The sequence below is a fragment of the Massilia sp. UYP32 genome (assembly GCF_050434365.1).
Classification (GTDB): Bacteria; Pseudomonadota; Gammaproteobacteria; order Burkholderiales; family Burkholderiaceae_D; genus Telluria; species Telluria timonae.
The window spans coordinates 61,748-85,378 of the sequence record NZ_JBNDIK010000030.1; the positions used below are offsets into that span (position 1 = coordinate 61,748).

Here is a 23,631-nt window from a genome sequence, read left to right on the forward strand (position 1 = left end):
TGAGCATGAATATGAATGAGTCCGTTTTCCCCAACCAGCCGCGCATCGACGCGCGCGACAAGGTCCGCGGCGCCGCGCTGTACGCGGCCGACCAGGCGCTGCCCGGCATGCTGCATGCGGCGCTGGCGGTGTCCACCATCAACCGCGGCGAGGTGCGCTCCATCGATACCCGGGCCGCACGGGAGGTAGGGGGCGTGCGGCTGGTGCTGACCCACGCCGACATGGGCGAGTACAAGCCGGCCGGCCACGTGCTGGGCGGCGGCTTCGCCTTCCAGAGCATGCAGCCGATGCTGGAGTCAGGAATCGCGTATCGCGGCCAGCCGATCGCGCTGGTGGTGGCCGACACGCTGGAGGCGGCGCTCGAAGCGGCCTCCCTGATCCGGGCGAAGTACGAAGAACAGCCATTCCAGGTGACGCTGGACGCGCCGGCCAGGGACATCGTGCCGCAACAGGGTTCGCCGCTGCCGCAGCAGATGTTCGCCGACAAGGTGGCGGGCGACGCCGACGCCGCCTACGCCGGCGCGGCCCACAAGCTCGATGCCGAGTACCTGCACCCGCCCCAGCACCAGAACCCGATCGAGCTGGTGTCGACCGTGGCCGAGTGGCGCAAGGGCGTGCTGGTGATCCACGAGGGCACGCAGAACAGCGGGGCGATCCGCTACGGGCTGGCGCGCCAGCTGAACCTCGATCCGGCGCGCATCGACGTGATCTCGCCGCAGTGCGGCGGCGGCTTCGGCCTCAAGAACTCGCTGCAGATGCAGACGCTGCTGGCGGCGGTGGCGGCGCGCAAGCTCGGCCAGCCGGTCAAGCTGGTGGTGCCGCGCAGCCAGCTTTTCCACGACGCCAGCTTCCGCCCGGCCAGCCGTCACCGCATCCAGCTGGGCGCCGACGCCTCCGGCAAGATTCTGGCGGCGATCCACGAAGCCGACCAGCAGACCTCGCGCCACGACCTGTTCCCGGCCTCGTACGCCGACATGAGCGCGCGCCTGTATGGCATACCGAATTTCCGCGGGCGCGAGCGGCTGGTGCGCACCGACGTGCAGACGCCGGGCTATATGCGCGCGCCGTTCGAGCAGCCGGCGGCGTTCGCCTTCGAATCGGCGGTGGATGAACTGGCCCAGCAACTGGCCATCGACCCGGTGGAACTCAGGCTGCGCAACGATACGCAGGCCGACGCGCTCACCGGCAAGCCGCTGTCCTCGCGCTTCATGGCCGAATGCCTGCGCGAAGGCGCGCGCCGTTTCGGCTGGAGCCGGCGCGACCCACGCCCGGCCTCGATGAAGGCGGCCGATGGCGCCGCCATCGGCTGGGGCGTGGCCTGCGGCGCCTACAAGGCCGCGACCAGTCCGGCGATCGCGCGCATCGCCGCCACCCGCGACGGCCGCATCCTGTTCACGGTGGCCGGCCACGAGATGGGGCAGGGGATGCGCACCGCGATCGCCAACGTGCTGGTGCGCCGTTTGCGGGTCGATCCGCAGGCGCTGGTGATCCAGATCGGCGACACGCGCGGCGCGCCGCAGCACCTGACCGCCGGCTCCTGGGGCACGGCCAGCGTGGCGCCGGCGGCGGACGAAGCCGCGCAGGCGCTGCTGGACGCACTCGCGCAGCTGGCGCCTGGTCATGATCCCGTCCTGAAACCGGCCGAGGTGCTGGCGCTGGCGCAGCGCGAGCGCATCGAGGCCGAGGTGCGGCGCAAGGCGCCGGGCCAGCCGGACGCCGTCTACGGCCGCCTGCAGGGCGGCATGCCGGCGCCGGCGGGGCCGGTGTTTCCGGACTTCGTGTCGATGAGCTATGCGGCCCACTTCGTCGAGGTGAGCGTGGAGCCGGTGACGCGCCGCATCCGCGTGCCGCGCGTGGTGAGCATGATCGATTGCGGTCGCGTGGTGAGCCCGGTGACGGCCGACAGCCAGGTGCGCGGCGGCGTGGTGTGGGGCATCGGCGCCGCCCTGCGCGAAATCAGCGAGGTCGACCCGCGCTATGGCGGCTTTCTCAACGCCGACCTGGCCGAGTACGTGCTGCCGGTGCATGCCGACATCGGGCATATCGACGTGGGCTTCATCGACCGGCCCGACCCGCTGCTCAATGCGAGCGGCGTGAAGGGACTGGGCGAGGTGGCGATGGTGGGCGTGGCGGCGGCGATCGCCAATGCGGTGCATCACGCGACCGGCAAACGCATCCGCCGGCTGCCGATCCGGATCGAAGATGTTCTTTAAGCCGCGAGTTCCGGCGCCGCAACGGTGGCCAGACGCCGCGCATCGCGCCGCGGCGGCGCGCCGAACAGGCGCGCATACTCGCGCGTGAACTGCGAACTGCTCTCGTAGCCGACCTCGTACGCCGCCTTGTTGGCGGTGACGCCCTCGTACAGCATCAGGCGCCGCGCCTCGATCAGGCGCAGGCGCTTCTGGTACTGCACCGGCGTGAGCGAGGTGTAGTCCTTGAAGTGCTTGTGGAAGGCCGACAGGCTCATCGACGCGGCGCCTGCCAGTTCCTCGACCCGCAGCTTCTGGCGGTATGAAAGGCGCAGCAGCGCCACCGCGCGGTTCAGTCGCACCGGGTGCGCCTCGGGCGCCATGGAGGCGCGCAACTGCCGGCCATGCGCTCCGTTGAGCAGCCAGAAATGCAGCTCGCGCATCAGGCCGGGATGCAGGATGGGCACCGCCTCGGGATGCGCCACGAGGCGCATCAGGCGCCAGGCGCAATCGAGGATCGCCGCGTCGACGTCCTGCACCAGCATCGTTGTCGACGGGTCAGGTGGCAGGGGTGCTGTCTCGCGCAATTGGTCGGCCAGTTCGGACAGCAGGGCCATGTCGAGTTCGATCGCCAGCGCGATATACGGACGCTCCCTGGAGGCGCTCACCACCTGGCCCGTCACCGGCAGGTCGGCGCTGACGATGATCGCCTGGCCTTCGGCGCACAGCTTCTCCTGGCGCCCGGCCAGCAAATGCTTTTCGCCCTGCAGCACGAGGCAGACCAGCGGCCGGTAGGTCGATTCGAGCTTGTCGCCCGGCTGGTCGAGGCACATCATGCGCAGGCCCGGGATGGGCGTGAGCGCCAGGCCGTCGCGGTTGGCGTGGGCGCGGGCGTAGGCGGCCACGGCGTCGAGTAATTCCTGGTTCATGACCAATAGTGTGTCGCCGGTTGGCGTGGCTGTCCAGTGGAACGTGGCGCTGCGCGGTGAAGGCGAGGGGTATCCTCGTCCACCGGGCACGGCAGTCAATTCATGACGTGGATTCATAAGCCCAGTCAAATTCAGGCTCGTTTTCGACATGAGTTTGCGACTACCATGCTTCCCTGACAAATCGCGTTACATACGCACGATCACTACTCGACACTGACGGAAAACTTCATGACAGTCAAAGCCTATGGCGCCCATGCCGCCGACAAACCCCTTGAATCCCTGGACATCGTCCGCCGCGCGCCCGGCGCCCATGACGTCCAGATCGACATCGACTTCTGCGGCGTCTGCCACTCCGACCTGCACACGGTGCGCGCCGAATGGGCCGGCACCCTGTACCCTTGCGTGCCGGGCCACGAGATCGTGGGCCGGGTGTCGGCGGTCGGCGCCCACGTGAGCGGCCACAAGGTCGGCGACCTGGTCGGCGTCGGCTGCATGGTCGACAGCTGCAAGGCGTGCGCGGATTGCGGCGAAGGCCTGGAAAACTATTGCGACAATATGGTCGGCACCTACAACGGCCCGACCGCGGATGCGCCCGGCCACACGCTGGGCGGCTATTCGCAGCAGATCGTGGTCAACGAGCGCTTCGTGCTGCGCGTGCGCCATCCGCAGGAGCAGCTGGCGGCGGTGGCGCCGCTGCTGTGCGCCGGCATCACGACCTGGTCGCCGCTGCGCCACTGGAATGCCGGTCCCGGCAAGCGCGTGGGCATCGTCGGCATCGGCGGCCTGGGCCACATGGGCATCAAGCTGGCCCACGCCCTGGGCGCGCACGTGGTCGCCTTCACCACCTCGGAATCGAAGCGTCAGGATGCCCTGGACCTGGGCGCCGACGAAGTCGTGGTCTCGAGAGATGCCGACGCGATGGCGGCCCAGGCCAGGAGCCTGGACCTGATCATCAACACGGTCGCCGCGCCGCATGACCTGGACGCCTTCCTCAACCTGCTCAAGCGCGACGGCACCATGGTGCTGGTCGGCGCGCCCGAGTCGCCGCATCCGTCGCCGCAGGTGTTCAACCTGATCACGAAGCGCCGCGCGATCGCCGGCTCGATGATCGGCGGCATTCCCGAAACCCAGGAAATGCTCGACTTCTGCGCCGAGCACGGCATCGTGGCCGACATCGAGATGATCCGCGCCGACGACATCAACGGCGCCTACGAGCGCATGCTCAAGGGCGACGTCAAGTACCGCTTCGTGATCGATAACGCCAGCCTGGCCGCTTGATCCATTCACCGGCCCGCTACGCGGGCCTTCACGAGCGGCGTCGCCGCTCGTTCCGCATCAACCCCGTTTTCTCAATCATGAATCCAACCATTTCCGCCGCTTGCGACAGCAAGCCGGCAACGCCCGCGGCATGGGGCGCCGTGATGGCGATGTCGCTTGCCGCCTTCGCCCTGGTCGCCTCCGAATTCATGCCGGTCAGCCTGCTCACGCCGCTGGCCGCCGAGCTGCGCATCAGCGAGGGCCAGGCCGGCCAGTCGATCGCGATCTCCGGCGCCTTCGCCCTGGTCACCAGCCTGCTGCTCGGATCGGTCGTCGGACGGCTCGACCGCAAGACCCTGCTGCTGGGCCTGACCTTCCTGATGGTCGTCTCCGGCACGGTAGCCGCGTTCGCGCCCAACTATTTCCTGTTCATGGTCGGCCGCGCGCTGATCGGCGTCGCCATCGGCGGCTTCTGGTCGATGTCGGCGGCGACCGTGATGCGCCTGGTGCCGGCGCGCGACGTGCCGCGCGCCCTGGCCCTGCTCAACGGCGGCAATGCGCTGGCGACCGTCATCGCGGCGCCGGCCGGCAGCTATCTGGGCGCGATCGTCGGCTGGCGCGGCGCCTTCTTCTGCCTGGTGCCGGTGGCGGCGATCGCGCTCGCCTGGCTGCTGTTCAGTCTTCCCGCGCTGCGCGCCGTCGACGCCTCGGTGGCCGGCGGCATCCCGCGCCTGTTGCGGCGGCCCGCGGTCGTCCTCGGCATGGCGGCGGTGAGCCTGCTGTTCATGGGGCAGTTCGCACTATTCACCTATCTGCGGCCGTTCCTGGAAAGCGTCACCGGCGTGCACGCCGCGAGCCTGTCGCTGATGCTGCTGGTGCTGGGCGTGGCCGGCTTCGTCGGCACGACCCTGATCGGCGCCGTGCTGAAGGACCGGCTGTACCGGGTGCTGGTGGCGATGCCCTTGATCATGGCGGCGGTCGCCGGCGCGCTGGTGGCGTTCGGCCACTCGGCGGCGGCGGTGACCGTGCTGCTCGCGATCTGGGGCCTGGTCGGCACCTCGGCGCCGGTCGGATGGTGGACCTGGCTGGCCCAGACCCTGCCGCAGGATGCGGAAGCGGGCGGCGGCCTGATGGTGGCCGTGGTCCAGCTTGCGATCATGCTTGGCGCGACCCTGGGCGGCCTGCTGTTCGACGCCAGCGGCTACCGCGCGACCTTTTACCTGAGCGCCAGCCTGCTGGTTGCCGCCGCCGTGCTGGCCGTGCTGGCGGGACGGTCGGCGCGCCATGCCGATTCATGAACAGGAAACATAAGCCTATGCCGCGTCCTTCATGAATCGTGGGAAGGGCTTGCCGTAACATCAACCAGATTTATTAACCGCTGACAGAAGGAAGCAATCCTGATGGACGACTCCACCAATATCAACCAGACCCGGCGCGGTGTCCTGATCGGCGGCGCGCTCGGCGCGACGGCGGCGGCCCTGCCGTTGGCAGGCGCCCAGGCGGCGGGGCAGGGCGCCGCCGGCGCGGCCCAGACGCCGGCGCCGGTGACCAGCAAGGTCACCCTGCGCGTGAACGGCCAGCCGCGCGAACTGACGCTCGACACCCGCACCACCCTGCTCGACGCGCTGCGCGAAAACCTGCACCTGACCGGCACCAAGAAGGGTTGCGACCAGGGCCAGTGCGGCGCCTGCACGGTGCTGGTCGACGGCCGCCGCATCAACTCCTGCCTGAGCCTCGCGATCATGCACGACGGCGCCGAGATCACCACCATCGAAGGCATGGGCACGCCCGACAAGCTGCATCCGATGCAGGCGGCGTTCGTCAAGCACGACGGCTTCCAGTGCGGCTACTGTACCCCAGGGCAGATCTGTTCGGCCGTGGCGGTGATCGACGAGATCCGCCAGGGCATCCCGAGCCATGTGACCGGCGACCTGAACGCAAAACCGCTGCTGTCCGTCGACGAGATCCGCGAGCGCATGAGCGGCAATATCTGCCGCTGCGGCGCCTATTCGAACATCATCGACGCGATCAAGGAAGTCGGAGGAGTCAAGGCATGAAGGCATTCAGCTACCAGAAGGCCGCAACCCCGGCCGAAGCGGCGGCCGCCGCCGCCAGGACCCCGAACGCGCGCTTCATCGCGGGCGGCACCAACCTGCTCGACCTGATGAAGCTCGAGATCGAAACCCCGGCCCACCTGATCGACGTCAACGGCCTGGCGCTCGACAAGATCGAGGCGACGAAGGAGGGCGGCCTGCGCATCGGCGCGCTGGTGCGCAACACCGACCTGGCGGCCGACGCGCGCGTGCGCAAGGAGTACGCCGTGTTGTCGCGCGCGCTGCTGGCCGGCGCCTCGACCCAGCTGCGCAACAAGGCGACCACCGCCGGCAACCTGCTGCAGCGTACCCGTTGCCCCTACTTCTACGACACCAATATGCCGTGCAACAAGCGCGTGCCCGGCAGCGGCTGCTCGGCCATCGGCGGCCATACGCGCGGCCATGCGATCGTGGGCCAGAGCGAGGCCTGCATCGCCACCCACCCGAGCGATATGGCGGTGGCCATGCAACTGCTCGACGCCGGCGTGGAGACCGTGCGTCCCGACGGCAGCGCGCGCACGATCCCGATCGCCGACTTCTATCGCTTGCCGGGCACGACGCCGCACATCGAGCACAGCTTGATGCCGGGTGAGCTGATCACGGCGGTGACCCTGCCCAAGCCGCTGGGCGGCAAGCACTACTACCGCAAGGTGCGCGACCGCGCCTCGTATGCGTTCGCGCTGATTTCGGTGGCGGCCGTGGTGCAGCCGGACGGCAGCGGCCGCGTGGCCGTGGGCGGCGTGGCGCACCGGCCGTGGCGCGTGCCGGCGGCCGAAAGCCAGCTGCCGCGCGGCGGCAAGGCCACCACCGCGCAATTGCTGGCCGGCGCCCGCACCACTGACGACAACGCATTCAAGATCCTGCTCGTCGAGCGCACGCTCGATGCGATCCTGGCGCAAGCCCGTGCGAGCTGAAAGAAAGGCTTGAGACCATGAAATTCACCAAACCCGAAACCACCAATCCGATCGACCAGATGAAGGTCGTCGGCAAGCCGCTCGACCGCATCGACGGCCCGCTCAAGACCACCGGTTCCGCCCCTTACGCCTACGAGCAGCACGCGGCAGCGCCGAATGCTGCCTACGGCTATGTCATCGGCGCGGCGATCGCCAAGGGCCGCATCGTGTCGATCGACACGGCTGCCGCGCGCCGCGCGCCGGGCGTGATCGCCGTCGTCACCCATGAGAACGCCGGCAAGCTGGGCAAGGGCAACTTCAATACCGCCCACCTGCTGGCCGGCCCGGAAGTGCAGCACTACCACCAGGCGCTCGGCATCGTCGTGGCCGAGACCTTCGAGCAGGCGCGCGCCGCGGCGTCGCTGGTCAAGGTCGAGTACGCGAAGGCGAACGGCTCCTACGACCTGGCCGCGGCAATGAACGCGGCGGTCACGCCCAAGACCGGCGACGCCGAATCGAAGGTCGGCGACTTCGATGGCGCTTTCGCGGGCGCGCCGGTCAAGCTCGACGCCACCTACACCACGCCCGACCAGTCGCACGCGATGATGGAGCCGCATGCCTCGATCGCGTCGTGGGATGGCGACAAGGTGACCGTCTGGACCTCGAACCAGATGATCGACTGGGGCAAGCAAGACCTGGCCAAGACGCTCGGCGTCCCGGCCGGCAACGTGCGCCTGATCTCGCCGTATATCGGCGGCGGCTTCGGCGGCAAGCTGTTCCTGCGCGCCGAGGCGGTGCTGGCGGCGCTCGGCGCCCGCGCGGCCAAGCGGCCGGTCAAGGTCGCGCTGCAGCGCGCGCTGATGATCAACAACACCACCCACCGTCCGGCCACGATCCAGCGCATCCGCATCGGCGCCACGCGCGAAGGCCGCATCAGCGCGATCGCCCACGAAAGCTGGTCGGGCGACCTGCCGGGCGGCCAGCCGGAAACCGCGGTCCAGCAGACCCGCCTGCTGTACGCGGGCGGCAACCGCCTGACCCGCCTGCAGCTGGCCACGCTCGACCTGCCCGAGGGCAATGCGATGCGCGCGCCGGGCGAGGCGCCGGGCATGATGGCGCTCGAGGTGGCGATGGACGAGATGGCCGAGAAGCTCAAGATGGATCCGGTCACCTTCCGCATCGTCAACGACACCACGGTCGACCCCGAAAAGGCGGGCCGCAAGTTCTCGCAGCGCCGCTACGTGCAGTGCTTGCGCCAGGGCGCCGAGCGCTTCGGCTGGAGCAAGCGCAAGGCGCAGCCGGGCCAGGTGCGCGAGGGCCAGTGGCTGGTCGGCATGGGCATGGCCTCGGCCTTCCGCAACAATATGAACATGAAGTCCGCAGCGCGCGTGCGCCTGGAAAGCGACGGCAAGGTGACGGTCGAAACCGACATGACCGATATCGGCACCGGCAGCTACACCATCATCGCGCAGACCGCGGCCGAGATGCTCGGCCTGCCGGTCGAGCGGGTCAACGTGCGCCTGGGCGACTCGGATTATCCGGTGTCGGCCGGTTCGGGCGGCCAGTGGGGCGCCAACAGTTCGACCGCCGGCGTCTATGCGGCCTGCGTCAAGCTGCGCGAGCAGATCGCGCAGAAGGCGGGGCTGGACGCCGCCAAGGCCGAATTCATCGATGGCGCGGTGCGCGCGGGCGGACGCGCGGTGCCGTTGACCGAGGTGGCCAGGGGCGGCGCGATCGTGGCCGAGGACACCATGGAATACGGCGACCTGGAAAAGCAGATGCAGCAGTCGACCTTCGGCGCCCACTTCGTCGAAGTCGCGGTGGACGTCGCCACGGCCGAGGTGCGCGTGCGGCGCATGCTGTCGGTGTGCGCGGCGGGCCGCATCCTGAACCCGAAGTCGGCGCGCAGCCAGGTGATCGGCGCGATGACGATGGGCGTGGGCGGCGCGTTGATGGAGCACCTGGCCGTCGACAAGCGCCTGGGCTTCTTCGTCAACCACGACCTGGCCAGCTACGAGGTGGCGGTGCATGCCGACATCCCGCACCAGGAGGTGATCTTCATCGACGAGACCGATCCCACGACGTCGCCGATGAAGGCCAAGGGCGTCGGTGAACTGGGCCTGTGCGGCGTCGGCGCGGCGGTGGCGAACGCGATCTACAACGCCACCGGCGTGCGCGTGCGCGACTATCCGGTCACGCTCGACAAGATGTTGCAGAAGATGCCGTCGCTGGCTTGACGGCAGGAGATCGGCGCTGCTCCGTGCATTATTCCTTGTAACGGATGGCGTCGATCACCAGCATCAGCGCGCGCGAGGAGTGGCGGCGGCTGGGATAGAAGGCGTGCAGCGGTTCGAAGGGTACGCACCAATCGTCCATCACGCTGACCAGCCGTCCCGCCTCCAGGTGCGGGTCGACCAGGCTCCCGGGCAGGAAGGCGATCCCGACGCCGTGCAATGCGGCGTCCAGCATGTGGTAGACGTTGGTGAACACCGACTGCCCGCGCACGCGCGCTTCCAGCGGCTGGCCTTCGTGCGCCAGCTCCCACGCATACAACCCGCCGCTGCTGGGCAGGCGCAAGGTGATGCAGTTGTGCTTCATGAGCTCCTGCAGCGAGGTCGGCCTTGGGCGCCGCTCGAAATAGGCGGGCGCGCCGACGATCCGCATCGGCACCTCGTTCGTCAGGCGCACGCCGATCATGTCCTTCTCGAGCTGGTCGCCGTGGCGCACGCCGATGTCGTAGCGCTCGGCGGCGATGTCGATCAGGCGGTAGTCGGAGCTGATCTCGACGTGCAGGTCGGGGTATTGCGGCAGCAGCGGCGCGATGCGCGGCCACAGGATCGTGTCGATCACGTGGTCGATCGCGGTGATGCGGATGGTGCCGGCCGGCTTGTCGCCCAGGTCGCTGACGGCCGTGATCTCGGCCTCGATTTCTTCCAGCCGCGGGCCGACGTTCTGCAGCAGGCGCTCGCCGGCCTCGGTCGGCGAGACGCTGCGGGTAGTGCGCGTGAGCAGGCGCACGCCCAGGCGCGCTTCCAGCGAGCGCACGATGTGGCTGAGCGCCGACTGGGTCATGCCGAGTTTCGCCGCGGCGCGCGTGAAGCTGCGCTCGCGGGCAACGGCGAGGAAGACGAGGATGTCGTTGATATTGTCACGGGCCATTGATTGATGATACAGCAACATCAATTGCCCAGCACATCCATGAGTAGAATTTATGGATGTGCGCTCTTGAGCCAGTCGCGGCCCTTGGCATCGAGCGCCGCGTCGATCACGTCCTGCGGCAGGCTATAGACCGTGGCCCAGGTGGCGCGGCCGTCGGCGGCATTGGACGGGAAGCTCGTAGTGTCGATCGGCCAGTGGTATTTGCGCTTGAGCGCGCGGACGATGGCGGCCAGGGTCACGCGGCCGCGCAGCGGTTCGGCGCCGGCCTGGTCGGCGCCCGACAGCAGGACGGCCAGCACGGCGCCGCGCGCGGTGCGCGGGCCAGGAAAGATGGGAGTTTTGCGTGGCATGCGCGAAATTCTACCCGGCCGCGCTGAATTTCGCGCCGCGCACATGCGTTTCGCGCCGCGCCGGCGGCGCTTCGTCGCAGCGTCGCGCGCTGCGGGCGCAAGGTCGGGATACTGGCGCCACTTCCAACCACTTGCCGGAGAGCGCCATGCTGATCCAGATCCTGAGCCACACCCCTTTCTACGTCTGGGCCATCCTCGCCTTCCTCGTGTGGCGCGGCGTCGCCGAACTGCGCGGGCGCGAGATCGCCCTGCGCTGGATGTTCGTGCTGCCGCTGGTGATGCTCGTCCTGTCCCTGCACGATATCGCGCTCAAGTTCGGGTTCGGGGCGACCGTGCTGGCGGCATGGATGACGGCCTTCGCGGCGGCCGCGCTGCTGTCCTGGCGCTTCGGCCGCGTGCGCGTGGCGCCCGGCAGCGCGCCGGGCCGGGTGCGCGTGGCCGGGAGCGTCGTCCCGCTGCTGCTGATGCTGTCGATCTTCGCGCTCAAGTACGTCACTTCGGTGCTGCTGGCCGTGCGCCCCGACCTGGCAGGCCATGGGATGGTGGTGATGGCGGTCTGCGCCATGTTCGGCGTCTTCAACGGCTATTTCCTGGGCCGCCTGCTGCGCGACGTCGGTTTGACGCCCGCGGCTTGCTTCAATCGCCGTGCGGCAGGTTCCTGACGCAGCCTTCCAGTTCGGCGCGGGGCAGGAACACGCTCGGGATGCCCTGGGCGAAGCTGCCCACCTCATACGGATCCCAGTGGAACTCGATGCCGGATGGCAGGGGAATGAACTTGGGCTCCTTGAACATGTCCAGCGCGCCCTGCTCGGCCCACGACAGTCCTTGCGCGGCCAGCCTGGCCACGAGCGCCGCCGAGACCTTGTCACGACAGGCCGTGGCGGCGTCGACGAAGCCCGTGAAGCGGGTATGCACGGCCTTGCCGCCGCCGAGCGCATAGTGACGCATCGATGAGCGGTAGTTGCCGTGGGCGGCGCCGTAGCCGAAGGTCCAGGCGCTGGCGTCGAGCGACAGCTGGCCCTTCGAATGCCAGCGCACCACGACCTTGTTCGTGCATTCGAGGTCGGCGTCGCAGCGGCCGGCCATGTCGCGCACCCAGGCGTCCAGCGCCGCGTCACGGAATACCGGGAACACGGCGGAAAACACGAATGGCTGGTCCGAGCCCTCGGCCTGGGCCTGCGGCGATGGCCGGGTGAGGGCTACCGCACGGTAGGCCACGATGCGCTTCAACGAGAACGACTGCGCTGGCTTGTCTTGCGCCTGGCGCCAGCTGCCCTTGCCGCCGCGCCGGTCGGCGTCGAGGTCGACCGCGAACCGCTCCGGCCCCTGGGCTCCGGAGTCGAGCACGGGAGCCAGCTCCATTGCGCCCGGCGGCGCCTTGAGCAGCGCCAGGGTACGGGCCTTGCCCGTGTAGTCGCGCGCGAACCAGAAAGCGCTAGCCATGATCTTGGCCGCGTCGCCCGGCAGTCCGCCAAGCGCGGGGTAGGCCAGCGCGACCTGGAACAGGGCGCCGTCCGCGAGGCGGCCCTGGTACAGGCCGCCGGCCTCCCATTCGATGCGCTCGGGCGAGCGCAGCAGGTCGCCATGGTCTTGCGCCGTCGCAGGCAAGGCGAGCGCCAGCAGCGCGGGAAGGAGGCAGGCGGCCGCTCTCACTCCCGCCCCGTCCTTAATCGAAGGCCCAGGAATACAGCACGTCGAGCGCGCTATTGGTCCCGGTCTGGAACTGCAATGCGATGCGCGGCGTGAGCTTGTAGCGCAGGCGCACCAGGCTCGAGGCGGTGCTGGTGCCCTGCTCGAAGCTCAGGTAGGCGCGCGACGAAATGCGCTTGCCGACCGTGACCACGGTGCTTTCCAGGCCCGACGAATCGCCGCCGCCGGCGCCCTGCTTGAGCCCCAGCTCATCCACGCCCAGCGAGTTCGCGAGCTTCGATTGGATGCCGCCGGTGCCGCCGCTGCCGCCCAGCAGGGCGCTGGCGGCGGCCGTCAGCACGCCTTTCTGGTCGCCGCTGGCCGCTTCCATGCTGTGCCCCAGCACCAGCCAGGACAGCTTGTCGCTGTCCGACACGTTCGGCGTCGACACCAGGCGCGCCGTGGGTGATTGCGCGGTGCCGCGCACCTGCACGCCGGCTTCGACGTTGGTTTCCGAGAGCTGTTCGCCTTCGGGGCGCTTGCGCACCGCCAGGATGTCGAGCGATGGATTGTCGTAGGGGCCGCTGAAAGTCAGCACCGCGCGCTCGATCGACAGGTTCTGGCCGTAGGCGGCGTAGGTGCCGTTCACCGCACGAATCGTTCCGTTGATGCGCGGCTGGCCGGCGCCCGTCATGCGCACCCGTGCACTGCCGGCCAGGTAGGCGTCGATGCCCATGGCGCGCACGTGGAAGTCGTCGCCCAGGTCGGCCGCGAGGTCGACCGTCAGCGGCACTTCCTTTTCCTTGGTGGCCGGCGTTTTCGTCTCGGCGCCGCGGCCCAGCACGATGACGTCGTCCGAGATGGTCGGCCGGCCCTGCGGCGCAAATTCGATCAGCGCGCGGTCGGCGCGGAATTTACCCTCCAGCGCGAAGCGGCTGGCGTCGCGCACCAGCGAAGCCTGGCCGCTCATGATCAGGGTGCGGTCGGGACGCGACAGCGCTTCCAGCTTGTCCATGTTCAGTCGCACGTCCATGGTCGGCGCGCCGTCGGCGAAGCGCACGAAGCCGCTGGCGGCGGCGCTGCCCTGGCGACCCTGGAAGGTCAGGCGCTCCACCCGCAGCTGGTCGCCGCCGAGCTGGGCGCGCAACTGGCCGTTCTGCAGGCGCACGCCCTGTTCGGCCCAGCGCACCGCGAGCTTGTCGCCATCGAGGTTGCCGTTCAGGCTGGGGCGGCCGATGGTGCCGCCGCCCGTCATGGCCAGGCGCAGCGCGCCGTCGAGCTCCAGCCCTGGCTGGCCGGCCAGCGAGGCCAGCCAGGCGATCGACGGGATGTCGGCATTGGCCGTCATGCGCAGCGGGCTGTCGCTTTCCAGGCGGCCGTTCAGCATCTGGGCATTCGCCTCGACTTTCGCCACGCCGGTGCGGGCGCCGTCGAAGTCCAGGTTCACGCGCAGGCCGCTCCCGACCACTTCGGCGGACGCTTCCAGCCGGCGCAGGCCGAGCGGCACCGGGGTGTCGCCGCCAACGATGGCGTCGCCGGCTTCGCGGAACACGCGCACGTTGCCGGCCAGCGAAGGCGCGGCGCCGTTGGCGACAGGCGCGCGCATGTCGACTGACCAGGCGGCGCCCAGCGTCAGGTCGCCGCGCGCGTTGTCGGCCAGGGCAGGGGAGAACTGCGCCAGGTAGGTGAGCGGCACCTTGTCGGCGTGGCCGCGGCTGCTCCAGCGCGGGCCGTCCTTGGTGAGCGTGTCGACCGTGATGCTGCCGTTCGGCAGGGCAATCACGGCGCCATTGAAGGCGATGCGTTCCGGGCTGGCCAGGCCTTTCATGCCGGAGCCGGGCGCGCCGGCGATCGTGACCGGCACCGGATTCTGCAGGCGCATGGCGTAGCGGCCGCGGTTCTGCAGCGCGGCCAGCGTGCCGCTCCAGGTGTCGCGGTTGAAGCCGCCGCGGATTTCGGTATTGGCGTCGAAGGCGTCGCCCAACGCCGACAGCTTGACGACGTGGGCGCCGCGCGTGCCCTCGGTTTGCAGGCGCACCGACGCCACGCGCGTCTCGCCGCTGACGTAGTCGAGCACCTCGACGTTGCTGACCAGCGGATCGGCCGCGCCGCGGCCGGAACCGAGGTTGGCGCTGGCGCGCAGCGAGCGCACATTGTGCGTGCCCAGCGCCTTGAGGTTCTGGCCCTCGATGCTGGCGCTGAGCGACGGCGTGTCCATGGTGCCGGACAAGGCGCCCGAGCCGCGCAGCGCGCCGCCGAACTCGGGGCCGAGCGCGGCCAGCTGCGGCGCGTCGATCTTCCAGTTCAGCGTGTCGCGCGCCAGGCCGAAGGCGCCGGTGGCGGCGATCACGTTCGGGCCGATGCGCAGGTCGACGTCGGCATTCGACACGTGGCGGCGGTCGGCCGTCAGGCGCGCATGGCCGCGCAGCGGCGATTTGGCCAGGGTCGAATCGTCGGCCAGCTTGAAGTCGAGCGCGCCGCGCCAGTCGGCGCCGGCGCGGCCGCTGCCGCTGAAGGTCGAATTGATGTTGCCGGCCAGCGGAGAGCCGAAGGCCGCCGGGTTGAAGCGCTGGGTGCTGCCGCTGGCCTTGACCTCGACCGCGCGCGCATTTTCCGGGCCACCGAGCCAGGCTTCGCCGCTGGCGCGCAACACGCCGCTGCCGTTCTTGCGCTGGGCCGCGACCCAGCCCAGGTCTTGCGCATTGACCTCGAAGGTGGTGCGCGGCGCTTCCATGGTGCCGCTGACGACGCCGTTGGCGGTGACCGCGCCATACAGGTCGCTGCGCACCGCCGCCAGCTGGCGGCCGTCGAGGCGCCAGTTCAGGCGGTCGCCGGCGCCGCCGAACGCGCCCTTCAGATCGACCTTGTTCTGGCCCAGCGCCAGGTTGGCGTCGATGCCGCTGATGCGTTTCGCATCCGCGCTCAGCTTGCCGCTGCCGGACAGCGCCTGGTTCATCAGGCGGCTCTGGCGCACGGCGAAGTCGGCGTCGACCTTCCACTCGGGGCTGAGCGCGCCCGCGGCATTGATCGTGGCGTTGATGTCGGCCACCGGCAGGTCGCCGAAGGCCGACGGATCGAAGCGGTTTGCGCTGGCCGTGGCCTTGAAGGCCTTGTCGCCCTCGAGGTTCATGCTGCCGCTGGCGGTGACGCTGCCGCGGCCCGCGGTCAGGCGCGCTTCCTTGAGCGTCGCGACGTTGTTTTCCAGGGTCGCCAGGGCGGCCAGGCGCAGGCCGGCGTCAAGCAGGTTGGCTTCGAGCGTCTGGCGCGTGGCTTCGTTGGTGACGGCAATGCTGCCCTTGATCGCGGTCGGCTTCATGGCCGAATGCACTTCGCGCAGGTTGAAGCGCTCGGTCTGCAGGGTGAAGCGAGCGCTGCCGATGCCTTCCTCGTCCTTTTCGCGCTGGACGCCTCCGGTGCCGGTGAACTTGCCGGCGGCGCCGAAGTCGAGCAGCACGTCGGAGATGCGCACCGCGTCCAGGCTGCCGCCCAGCTGGCCGCGCGCGGCGCGCAGCGGCAGGCGTTGCTGGTCGATCGTGCCTTCCGGCCCGATATTGGTGATGTCGACGCTGCCGCTGATATTGCGGTTGGCGTCCAGTTTGCCGGCCACGGCCAGGGTCAGGTCGGCGGTCGGCAGTGCGGGATTGAAGAAGCCCGGATCGAGGTTGCGCCCATTGATGCGCAGCGCGCGCAGCGGAATCTCGGCGTAGGGCGAAATGGTGAAGTGGGCGTCGCCGATGGCGCGCCCGGCCTGGCCGGTGGCGTCGATCTGGGTCGCGTTCTCGATGTCGCCGCCCACCTTCAGCTGCAGCTGGGCGGCGCGCGCGCCGGCGCTGGCCTGCGATTGCGTGAGGCTGCCCGAGGCCTCGATCTTGAACGGGCGCTGGGCGCCGAGCGTGGCGTTGGCCGCCACCTGGCCCCAGGGCGTGCTGGCCGCGGCATCCTGCACCACCCAGCTGCGCTTGTCGCCCTTGGCGCGCACGCGGATATTGTCGATCGTCGTTTCGGCGCCCGCGACGTTCACCATCGTCAGGCGGTTCAGCCGGGCGTCGTCGGCTTCGATCCGGAACGGCGGCGCGAGGCTCGCCGGCAGCACCGAGGGTTCGTCGGTTTCCTTCAGCGTCTGCATGCGCACGCTGGCGGCCCACAGCTTGTCGACCAGGATGCCGCCCGACAGGATCTGCGACGGCGACCAGTCGACGTCGATCTTGACCGCCGTGACGATCTGTTCGTCGGTGCGCCACACCAGGCGCTCGATGTGCATGGCGCCGTAGATCGAACCGGTGACGCCGGTGACGGTGAGCTTGCCGCCAGTGGCGTCGGCCACGCGCTGGACGATCATTTGCAGGGTCGTCTCGCGGCCGAGATACCACAGCGCGCCGCCGACGATGACGCCGGTGGCGACGACGCCGATCGCCACGCGGCGCGGCCAGCGGCGGGTTTTATGAGCCTGAGGCTGGTCAGGCGCCGGCGCCTGGTGGTTTTCAGGGGTATCCATCAGAACGTGAATCCAAGTGAGAAGTGCAGGCGCGCCTTGCGCACCGCGTGGCCATAGGCCAGGTCGACATTGATCGGGCCGACCGGGCTGCGCCAGCGCGCGCCGACGCCGTAGCCCGACTTGGGATTGAGGTCGCCGAACTTGTCGGCGGCGTTGCCGACGTCGTAGAACACGGCCACGCCCCAGGGCGGCTTGAACCAGTACTGGTATTCGGCGCTGGCGGTGGCCAGGTAGCGCCCGCCGACGGTGGCGCCGTTCTCCTGCACGCCCAGTTCCTGGTAGCCGTAGCCGCGCACCGACTGGTCGCCGCCGGCGCGGAACAGGAAGGTGCTCGGCACGCCCAGCTTCTCTTTCGAGGCCACGGCGCCGGTCTCGCCGCGCAGGATCAGGGTGCCGGCGGCGCCGACCGGCTTGTAATAGATGCCGCGCAGGTACAGGCGCAGGAATTTTTCGTCGGTCAGGATCGGCAGCACGGCGCCGCCGAACTGGGCGTTCCACACATAGCCGTTGGTCGGCTGGATCAGGCTGTCCAGCTTGCGCCGGGTGATGCTGTAGGTGAGCGGCAGGCTTTTGGCGCGGGTCGGCTCGAGGCCTTCGACTTCGCGTTTCTCGGTCAGCGCTTCGAAGGTCAGGCTGCGCTCGAGCAGCGGCGAGCCCCAGGTACGGCGGGCGGCCACGCTGGCCAGAGTGGTGATCTCGCCGCGCAGGTCCTCGCGCTCGACGCCGGCGCTGACGCTGTCGTTATGGCCTTTAGACGAGGTCGGCCAGAAGAATTCGCCCTTGGCGGTCTGGCGCTTCTGTTCGTAGATCAGGTCGCTCTTGAAGCGCTTGCCGAACACGTTCAGGTCGTCATAGCCCAGCGAGGCGCGGGCGCCGGTGTCGGTCGAGAAGCCGAGGCCGGCCTCGACGTTCTTCTGCTTGTTCTCGGTCACCCGCACCACCACCGGCAGGGTCGTGGGGCCGGTGGGACGCTCCGGCGTCGCCGGGTTGGCGTCGTCGTCGGCGTCTTCCTTGATGTCGGCGATCTCGGCATTGAGCACGGCGCGCATGTCGGTGCTGACCTCGACGCTGCTGAAGTAGCCGGTGTCCTGCACCCGCGACTGCAGGGCCTGCAGGGCGGCTTCGCTGTACTCGTCGCCCGGATTGATCTTGTTGAGGTTGGTGATGACCTCGCGCGGATAGCGCTTGAGGCCGCGGATGCGCAGCTCGCCGAAGCGCATCTCGGAGCCGGAATCGATCACCACGCGCAGCAGGGCGCGGCGCGAATCCGGATCGACCGTGGCGCTGGTCTCGACCAGGCGCGCGCGCGGGAAGCGGGTCTGGGCCACGTCGCGCAGCAGGCCGCTCTTGGCGCTTTCCCAGTCGGTCTGGCGGAACTGGCTGCCGACCGGCAGGGTCCAGCGGTTGCGCAAGGCATTGGCGTCGAACGGCGCGCCGCCTTCCTCGAACGGGACGAAGCCCTGCAGCACCAGGTCGACGTCGCCCACCAGCACCGGCTGGCCGGGATCGACGATGACGCGCGCCACCGGCCGCGCGCCGCTGGTATCCAGGCCGGCAGAGACCTTGGGCGAGTAATAACCCTCGGTGGCGATCAGTGTGCGCGCCTGCTCGGGCGCTTCTTTCACCAGGCGCTGCAATTGTTCGAGGTCGACCCGCGCATTGCCGCGCCAGCGCATCAGGTCGAGGTTATCTTCGAGCAATTCTTCGAGCGCGCGGGGGGCATCGATGCGTACCGTATAGTCGACCGCCTGCGCGTTTTCCGGTGTCGCTTGTGCATACACGGCCGTGGCGATAAACAATGCGCCCGATCCCACCAGCGCATGGCGCACGAGCTGGGACAGGGGACGCGGGCGGGGAATCGATCGAGGTGACAACATGGCGCTCCACTGAGAATACTCGTTCGCATCTTAACTGATTGGCAAAGTCGATGCCGCCACGGAATGTTGTGCGTGCGCCTCGGGCCGGCTCGCACACGGTGCCGGCAATCTGTGACAGAATGCCCCGCTTATCGATCACAGTTCTTGCCTTTCACACCATGACCACTCCATCTTCCGACACCGCGCTCGTCCTGTTCAGCGGCGGCCAAGACTCCACCACCTGCCTCGCCTGGGCGCTGCAGCGCTATGCGCGGGTCGAGACGATCGGTTTCGATTATGGCCAGCGCCACGCGATCGAGCTGGAGGTGCGCCCAACCCTGCTGTCGAAGCTGCGCGCGCTCAATCCCGGCTGGGATGCGCGGCTGGGCGACGACCACATGATCGACCTGTCGCTGATCGCGCAAATCTCTGACACGGCTTTGACCAGCAATGTTGAGATCGCCATGCAGGAAAACGGCTTGCCGAACACTTTCGTGCCTGGCCGCAACCTGATGTTCATGACGGTGGCGGCCACGGTGGCCTACCGGCGCGGCCTGAACGTGCTGGTGGGCGGCATGTGCGAGACCGATTTCTCGGGCTATCCGGACTGCCGCGACGACACCATGAAGGCGCTGCAGGTGGCGCTCAACCTGGGCATGGCGACGCGCCTGAAGGTCGAGACCCCGCTGATGTGGATCGACAAGGCGCAGACCTGGGAACTGGCGCAGCAGGAGGGCGGCGACGCGCTGGTGGACCTGATCCGCTTCGACACCCACACCTGCTACCTGGGCGAGCGCGGCGACGCGCATCCCTGGGGCCACGGCTGCGGCGCCTGCCCGGCCTGCGCCCTGCGCGCGCGCGGCTACGAGCAGTACGTGGCGCGCAAGCAGTCATAAAAAAGGCCGGGGGAGAACCCCGGCCAACAGAGGAAATCGTGACGACGTTCAGGCGGTCGCGGTTTTTTCGAGATTGACCTTGCGCGAGCGGCTCATCAGGTACCAGACCAGCGCCACCGGAATCACGAGCGGCAGCAGCAGCGGCGAGATGGCCAGCGCCAGGACGATGGCGCCAATGCCCAGCGAACCCAGCAGCATCACGCCGACGCCGGCGAACACCACCGCCAGCAGCACGCCCACCATGATGGTGATGAACAGCGCCAGCAAGGCGCCGCCGCCCGCGAACAGGGTGGCCAGCATCCAGCCCAGCGGGCCGTCGATTTCGTCGCCGTCGAAGTGCATCGTCATGTCGTTGCCCCAGCTGTTGAACAGCAGCGCGGCGAACAGGAACAGGATGATGTAGGGGGCGTATTTTTTCATGGCGGTCCTCGTAGTTGGGGTGGTAGTCGGTTGCACGTTTTGTTCTTGCATGCTCGAACTGTATGCCTGGGCGCAGCGCGCGGCCACCGGCGTGCGACAGGCCGCGCGTTTTGCGGGACGAAACGTGCATAGCCGGGGCCGGGCAGAAATGCCGGCAATTTTTTGCTTGTAATGCCTGCCGGGTTTCCTATACTGGTTCTCTCTGTTACAGGGGGATCCTATGCAAGCAGCGTTTCATGGAATCCGGGACCGCCTGGCCGTGGTCGAAAGCAGTCCCAAAGATCCGCCATCGGCGCCGCCCGCGATACCGCCGATCATCATCAACCCGCATCACCCGTCCAACCGGCACACGCCGGCGCCGAACGGCGACCCGCGGCCGATTCCCGTGGGCCCGCCGATCGTGCCGCCGCCGGGCCCCGATTGGCGCTGTCCGCGCATCGTCGACGACTGCCCGGCCTGATATTGTCGAGTCAGCGTCAAAAGGCCCGCACTGCCTGCACGTGCGGGCTTTTTCATGGGTCCCGTTTCCTCTATGATCGTGGTTTTGGCGCAAGCGACGCAGAAGGAAGCAGATGAACGACCAGACCCACGATCACGACGACGAAGAACAGGACACCGGCCCGGTGCAGGAGCCGCGCCTGTGGCAGGGCAACGGATGGACCGCGCGCGTGATCAAGAACGACGATGACGAAGGCTGGGCGGTGGCGATGTACAAGGATGGTCAGCCGGAGCCGGCCCTGGTCGGCCCCTGGACCATGGGCCGCGACAAGAAGAATCCGAAGCCACTCGACGTCAATGCCTTCAACACGCTGATCAAGACCGCGTCCGAGGTGATCCGCCGCCACGAGCAGCACATGCACGCAATCCTGCACAAGAACCTGTTCGTCTCGACCGGCGAGGGCGAACTGAAAGTGACGCTCGACATCGTGCCGGACGACGACGATCCCTATGCCATGCTTGCCGCTACGGACGAGATGGGCGAGCAGGTGGCGAAGGTGCGGGTGGCCCCGACCTTCAAGCTGACCCAGGCCTCGGCCCTGGCCTGGATCGAGAACGATTTCCGCGCCCCGCGCTGAAAAACCACATTTACTTGCCGCAGGCTGCTGCGGCGGGTGGCAAGCTGCTACTATTTCCTCTGCGCATTTTTTGATTACGTGGGGGAAGCATGGAACGTCTTGACCGGCTGGAAGCGGTCCAGTCGATGCTGCTCGAGATCGGGCAATTATCGACCAGCTGCAGCGACATCACCGCATTCATCGAGGCCGTGCACCGGGCGCTGGGCCGCATCATGTATGCGGCCAATTTCTACGTCGCACTGGCTGACCGCGAAGACGGTACGGTGCGCTTCCCTTATTTCGTCGACGAGGCCGACGGCAGCCGCGATCCCAACGAGCGCATCACGCTGGCCTCGCCCGAGCAGTCGCCGACCGCGTGGGTGCTGCTGAATCGCCAGACCCTGGTGTTGACGGCGGCGGATTTCCACGAACGCCTGCGCAGTAGCGGGCGCTGGGGCAGCGGCAGCGTGCCGGAGCACTTCGTCGCCTGTCCGCTGCTGGACCAGAATCACCAGGCGCTGGGGGCGATCGTCATCCAGAGCTATTCCCCCGAGCAGACCTACAGTGCGGAAGACCAGGCGCTGTTCGCCCTGATCGCCAACCACGTGTCCAACGCGCTGCAGGGCTTGCAGAGCGTGGAGCGGCTGGAGCGCGCAGTCTCGGCGCGCACCGCGGCGCTGGCCCACGAAGTGGCCGAGCGCGGGCGCGCCGAGAAGGTGCAGCACGCGCTGTACCAGATCGCCGACCTGTCGGCCCAGGCGCTCGACACCGACGCCCTGAGCGCGAGCCTGCACGGAATCATCGGCGAGCTGATGGTGGCCGACAACTTCCTGATCGCGCTTTATCACCCCGACACCGAAGAAATCAGCATCCCGTATTTCGTCGACCAGAAGGACAGCACGCCGCCGCTGCAGCGCTTCCCGTTCGGCAAGGCCATGTGCTCCTACGTCTTGTCGAGCAAGCAGGCGCAGCTGCACGACCTGGGGAGCTTCCGCCAGCTGGTGGCCAACGGCATCGTCACCGAACCCCTCGGCAATACCGAGATCGCGAGCTGGATGGGGGCGCCGATGCTGGTCCACGACAAGCCGTATGGCGTGATCGTGGTGCAGAGCTACGACCCGGCCATCGTCTATACCAAGGCCGAGCTGGATCTGCTGGCCTTCATGGCCAGCCACGTGGCGGTGGCGATCGCGCGCATGCAGGCCGATCGCAAGATCCGCAAGGCCAAGCAGGAACTGGAGCAGCAGAATGCGGCGCTGAATGACGCCCTGCACGCGCTGCAGGAGGCGCAATCGGAACTGGTGCGCCAGGAAAAGCTGGCGTCGCTGGGACGGCTGGTGGCGGGCGTGGCGCACGAGATCAATACCCCGCTGGGCATTTGCGTGACGGCGACCAGCCACCTGGTGCAGGAACTCAAGCTCACGCGCGAAGAACTGGCGGCGGGCGAGATGACCGAAGAGAGCCTGGCCACCTTCTTCGACGTGGTCGACCAGTCGCTGCGCATCATGACCACCAATACCCAGCGCGCGGCGGCGCTCGTGCGCAGCTTCAAGCAGGTGGCGGTCGATCAGTCGTCGGGCGATATCCGCAGCTTCAATCTGGACGCGTACCTGAAGGAAGTGCTGCTGTCACTGCAGCCGAAGCTGAAAGGGCGGCCGGTGAAGGTGGACGTCGACTGCCCGAAGGATCTGGTGCTGGACAGTTATCCGGGGGCGGTGTCGCAGATCGTCACCAATATGGTGATGAATTCGCTGGTGCATGGGTTCGAGCGTGACCAGCCGGGCAATATTACGGTGCGCGCGGCGGTCGAACAAGATGGCTGGGTGGTGCTCGACTATACCGACGATGGGGCGGGGATGGACAAGGACACGCTGGACAAGCTGTTCGATCCGTTCTTTACCACCAAACGTGGGACGGGTGGGAGCGGATTGGGGGCGCATATCCTGTACAACCTGGTGACGGGGGCGCTGGGCGGGACGGTCAGGGTGGAGAGTGCGCCGGGGGAGGGGTTGCGGTATCACTTGCGGTTTCCGCAGTCGCAGCGCAAGACTAAGTGATGAAAGCAATCCGGTGCCGTAGCAGTGCGAGTGTGTACATGTAACTTATTCTGAGTTGTTATTACATTTAAATCTTAAAAAAGCCACCCAAAAGGGCTTGTAGTTTGCTAACTGAATTTATTTGCAATAAAGCTTTGCTGTCTTGTTGCCGTTCGTTTTCTCTCTAACTTCCATGGTGCAGTTCTTGACTTCTTTTTCCGGTGTGAATTCTTTCCAAACTTTCTTGTTGTTTTTGTAGTCACATGCTAGATACTTGACATCCCCCTCTGTCAGGATAGATGTCGCGTCACTTGAATCACTTTAATCCATCCGGGGGCGGAGCAAAGACGCGCAGTGAATCAGTACCCAGCAGA

Annotated in this window: 19 protein-coding genes; 11 read left to right on the forward strand and 8 right to left on the reverse strand. The window is 68.0% G+C overall.

Translation table 11 applies throughout. The features are described from left to right. Positions 1–11 precede the first annotated feature (11 nt). A complete protein-coding gene (locus tag ABIB42_RS21870; protein WP_429248991.1) occupies positions 12–2,213 on the forward strand; it encodes a xanthine dehydrogenase family protein molybdopterin-binding subunit in 2,202 nt (733 codons plus the stop codon). Here the strand turns inward: ABIB42_RS21870 and ABIB42_RS21875 are convergent. Beyond that, a complete protein-coding gene (locus tag ABIB42_RS21875) occupies positions 2,210–3,118 on the reverse strand; it encodes an AraC family transcriptional regulator (protein WP_005663107.1) in 909 nt (302 codons plus the stop codon). The two genes, ABIB42_RS21870 and ABIB42_RS21875, sit on opposite strands and share 4 nt — an antisense overlap. Positions 3,119–3,346: 228 nt before the next feature. On the opposite strand from ABIB42_RS21875, the gene ABIB42_RS21880 reads away from it, so the two are divergent. From ABIB42_RS21880 to paoC, 5 genes are all read left to right on the forward strand, one after another. Beyond that, positions 3,347–4,396, forward strand: coding sequence for an NAD(P)-dependent alcohol dehydrogenase (locus tag ABIB42_RS21880; protein WP_429248992.1), 1,050 nt, complete (start codon positions 3,347–3,349; stop codon positions 4,394–4,396). 77 nt (positions 4,397–4,473) lie between these two features. Beyond that, complete coding sequence (locus tag ABIB42_RS21885; RefSeq protein ID WP_429248993.1) at positions 4,474–5,673, forward strand: MFS transporter; 1,200 nt, start codon at positions 4,474–4,476, stop codon at positions 5,671–5,673. A 102-nt stretch (positions 5,674–5,775) separates the two neighbouring features. Beyond that, positions 5,776–6,432 (forward strand): aldehyde dehydrogenase iron-sulfur subunit PaoA, encoded by a 657-nt coding sequence (paoA, locus tag ABIB42_RS21890; RefSeq protein ID WP_219862335.1) that lies wholly within the window; start codon positions 5,776–5,778, stop codon positions 6,430–6,432. Beyond that, positions 6,429–7,382, forward strand: a complete 954-nt coding sequence (locus ABIB42_RS21895; protein ID WP_312488489.1) for an FAD binding domain-containing protein — start codon at positions 6,429–6,431, stop codon at positions 7,380–7,382. Before paoA ends, ABIB42_RS21895 begins: the two co-directional genes overlap by 4 nt. A gap of 17 nt (positions 7,383–7,399) precedes the next feature. Beyond that, entirely contained in the window at positions 7,400–9,598 is a 2,199-nt protein-coding gene (gene paoC / locus ABIB42_RS21900) for an aldehyde oxidoreductase molybdenum-binding subunit PaoC (RefSeq protein ID WP_429248994.1), read from the forward strand. Positions 9,599–9,626: 28 nt separating this feature from the next. On the opposite strand, the gene ABIB42_RS21905 is transcribed toward paoC, so the two are convergent. Together ABIB42_RS21905 and ABIB42_RS21910 are read right to left on the reverse strand one after the other, a co-directional pair. Continuing rightward, on the reverse strand, positions 9,627–10,520 hold the full coding sequence (locus ABIB42_RS21905) for a LysR family transcriptional regulator (protein ID WP_040774866.1): 894 nt from the start codon (positions 10,518–10,520) through the stop codon (positions 9,627–9,629). A gap of 50 nt (positions 10,521–10,570) precedes the next feature. Continuing rightward, entirely contained in the window at positions 10,571–10,870 is a 300-nt protein-coding gene (locus ABIB42_RS21910) for a hypothetical protein (RefSeq protein ID WP_005663093.1), read from the reverse strand. Positions 10,871–11,016: 146 nt separating this feature from the next. Here ABIB42_RS21910 and ABIB42_RS21915 point away from each other — a divergent pair, with 146 nt between their 5' ends. Continuing rightward, positions 11,017–11,532: a DUF6622 family protein gene (locus ABIB42_RS21915; RefSeq protein WP_429248995.1), complete on the forward strand. Its 516-nt coding sequence runs from the start codon at positions 11,017–11,019 to the stop codon at positions 11,530–11,532. Here the strand turns inward: ABIB42_RS21915 and ABIB42_RS21920 are convergent. Genes ABIB42_RS21920 through ABIB42_RS21930 form a run of 3 tightly spaced genes read right to left on the reverse strand, consistent with a single transcriptional unit; the run spans position 11,507 to position 18,871 of the window. Continuing rightward, entirely contained in the window at positions 11,507–12,523 is a 1,017-nt protein-coding gene (locus ABIB42_RS21920) for an RsiV family protein (RefSeq protein WP_005663089.1), read from the reverse strand. The two genes, ABIB42_RS21915 and ABIB42_RS21920, sit on opposite strands and share 26 nt — an antisense overlap. Before the next feature lie 13 nt (positions 12,524–12,536). Then, positions 12,537–16,994: a translocation/assembly module TamB domain-containing protein gene (locus ABIB42_RS21925; protein ID WP_005663087.1), complete on the reverse strand. Its 4,458-nt coding sequence runs from the start codon at positions 16,992–16,994 to the stop codon at positions 12,537–12,539. After that, positions 16,994–18,871 carry an autotransporter assembly complex protein TamA gene (locus ABIB42_RS21930; RefSeq protein ID WP_429248996.1) on the reverse strand — a complete coding sequence of 626 codons (1,878 nt, stop codon included), beginning with the start codon at positions 18,869–18,871 and terminating at the stop codon, positions 16,994–16,996. The genes ABIB42_RS21925 and ABIB42_RS21930 overlap by 1 nt, the downstream gene beginning before the upstream one ends. A 158-nt stretch (positions 18,872–19,029) precedes the next feature. Between ABIB42_RS21930 and queC the strand changes: the two genes are divergently transcribed. Continuing rightward, the gene (gene queC / locus ABIB42_RS21935) at positions 19,030–19,746 is read left to right on the forward strand and encodes a 7-cyano-7-deazaguanine synthase QueC (protein ID WP_005663083.1); all 717 of its coding nucleotides are present in this window, start codon (positions 19,030–19,032) and stop codon (positions 19,744–19,746) included. Between the two features lie 48 nt (positions 19,747–19,794). On the opposite strand, the gene ABIB42_RS21940 is transcribed toward queC, so the two are convergent. Next, the gene (locus ABIB42_RS21940; protein WP_005663081.1) at positions 19,795–20,166 is read right to left on the reverse strand and encodes a hypothetical protein; all 372 of its coding nucleotides are present in this window, start codon (positions 20,164–20,166) and stop codon (positions 19,795–19,797) included. A 220-nt stretch (positions 20,167–20,386) separates the two neighbouring features. Between ABIB42_RS21940 and ABIB42_RS21945 the strand changes: the two genes are divergently transcribed. The 3 genes from ABIB42_RS21945 to ABIB42_RS21955 all read left to right on the forward strand — a co-directional run bounded on the left by ABIB42_RS21945 (position 20,387) and on the right by ABIB42_RS21955 (position 23,278). Continuing rightward, entirely contained in the window at positions 20,387–20,626 is a 240-nt protein-coding gene (locus ABIB42_RS21945; RefSeq protein ID WP_005663078.1) for a hypothetical protein, read from the forward strand. Between the two features lie 112 nt (positions 20,627–20,738). Then, positions 20,739–21,242, forward strand: a complete 504-nt coding sequence (locus ABIB42_RS21950; protein WP_005663076.1) for a hypothetical protein — start codon at positions 20,739–20,741, stop codon at positions 21,240–21,242. Between the two features lie 89 nt (positions 21,243–21,331). Then, entirely contained in the window at positions 21,332–23,278 is a 1,947-nt protein-coding gene (locus ABIB42_RS21955) for a GAF domain-containing sensor histidine kinase (RefSeq protein WP_005663074.1), read from the forward strand. 117 nt (positions 23,279–23,395) lie between these two features. On the opposite strand, the gene ABIB42_RS21960 is transcribed toward ABIB42_RS21955, so the two are convergent. Continuing rightward, entirely contained in the window at positions 23,396–23,554 is a 159-nt protein-coding gene (locus ABIB42_RS21960; RefSeq protein ID WP_429248997.1) for an STY0301 family protein, read from the reverse strand. Positions 23,555–23,631: the final 77 nt, after the last annotated feature.

Excerpts from the sequence above, each read along its gene's own strand:
- ABIB42_RS21870 (WP_429248991.1), top strand. The coding sequence starts at position 12 with ATGAATGAGTCCGTTTTCCCCAACCAGCCGCGCATCGACGCGCGCGAC.
- ABIB42_RS21875 (WP_005663107.1), bottom strand. The coding sequence starts at position 3,118 with ATGAACCAGGAATTACTCGACGCCGTGGCCGCCTACGCCCGCGCCCAC.
- ABIB42_RS21880 (WP_429248992.1), top strand. The coding sequence starts at position 3,347 with ATGACAGTCAAAGCCTATGGCGCCCATGCCGCCGACAAACCCCTTGAA.
- ABIB42_RS21885 (WP_429248993.1), top strand. The coding sequence starts at position 4,474 with ATGAATCCAACCATTTCCGCCGCTTGCGACAGCAAGCCGGCAACGCCC.
- paoA (WP_219862335.1), top strand. The coding sequence starts at position 5,776 with ATGGACGACTCCACCAATATCAACCAGACCCGGCGCGGTGTCCTGATC.
- ABIB42_RS21895 (WP_312488489.1), top strand. The coding sequence starts at position 6,429 with ATGAAGGCATTCAGCTACCAGAAGGCCGCAACCCCGGCCGAAGCGGCG.
- paoC (WP_429248994.1), top strand. The coding sequence starts at position 7,400 with ATGAAATTCACCAAACCCGAAACCACCAATCCGATCGACCAGATGAAG.
- ABIB42_RS21905 (WP_040774866.1), bottom strand. The coding sequence starts at position 10,520 with ATGGCCCGTGACAATATCAACGACATCCTCGTCTTCCTCGCCGTTGCC.
- ABIB42_RS21910 (WP_005663093.1), bottom strand. The coding sequence starts at position 10,870 with ATGCCACGCAAAACTCCCATCTTTCCTGGCCCGCGCACCGCGCGCGGC.
- ABIB42_RS21915 (WP_429248995.1), top strand. The coding sequence starts at position 11,017 with ATGCTGATCCAGATCCTGAGCCACACCCCTTTCTACGTCTGGGCCATC.
- ABIB42_RS21925 (WP_005663087.1), bottom strand. The coding sequence starts at position 16,994 with ATGGATACCCCTGAAAACCACCAGGCGCCGGCGCCTGACCAGCCTCAG.
- ABIB42_RS21930 (WP_429248996.1), bottom strand. The coding sequence starts at position 18,871 with ATGTTGTCACCTCGATCGATTCCCCGCCCGCGTCCCCTGTCCCAGCTC.
- queC (WP_005663083.1), top strand. The coding sequence starts at position 19,030 with ATGACCACTCCATCTTCCGACACCGCGCTCGTCCTGTTCAGCGGCGGC.
- ABIB42_RS21940 (WP_005663081.1), bottom strand. The coding sequence starts at position 20,166 with ATGAAAAAATACGCCCCCTACATCATCCTGTTCCTGTTCGCCGCGCTG.
- ABIB42_RS21945 (WP_005663078.1), top strand. The coding sequence starts at position 20,387 with ATGCAAGCAGCGTTTCATGGAATCCGGGACCGCCTGGCCGTGGTCGAA.
- ABIB42_RS21950 (WP_005663076.1), top strand. The coding sequence starts at position 20,739 with ATGAACGACCAGACCCACGATCACGACGACGAAGAACAGGACACCGGC.
- ABIB42_RS21955 (WP_005663074.1), top strand. The coding sequence starts at position 21,332 with ATGGAACGTCTTGACCGGCTGGAAGCGGTCCAGTCGATGCTGCTCGAG.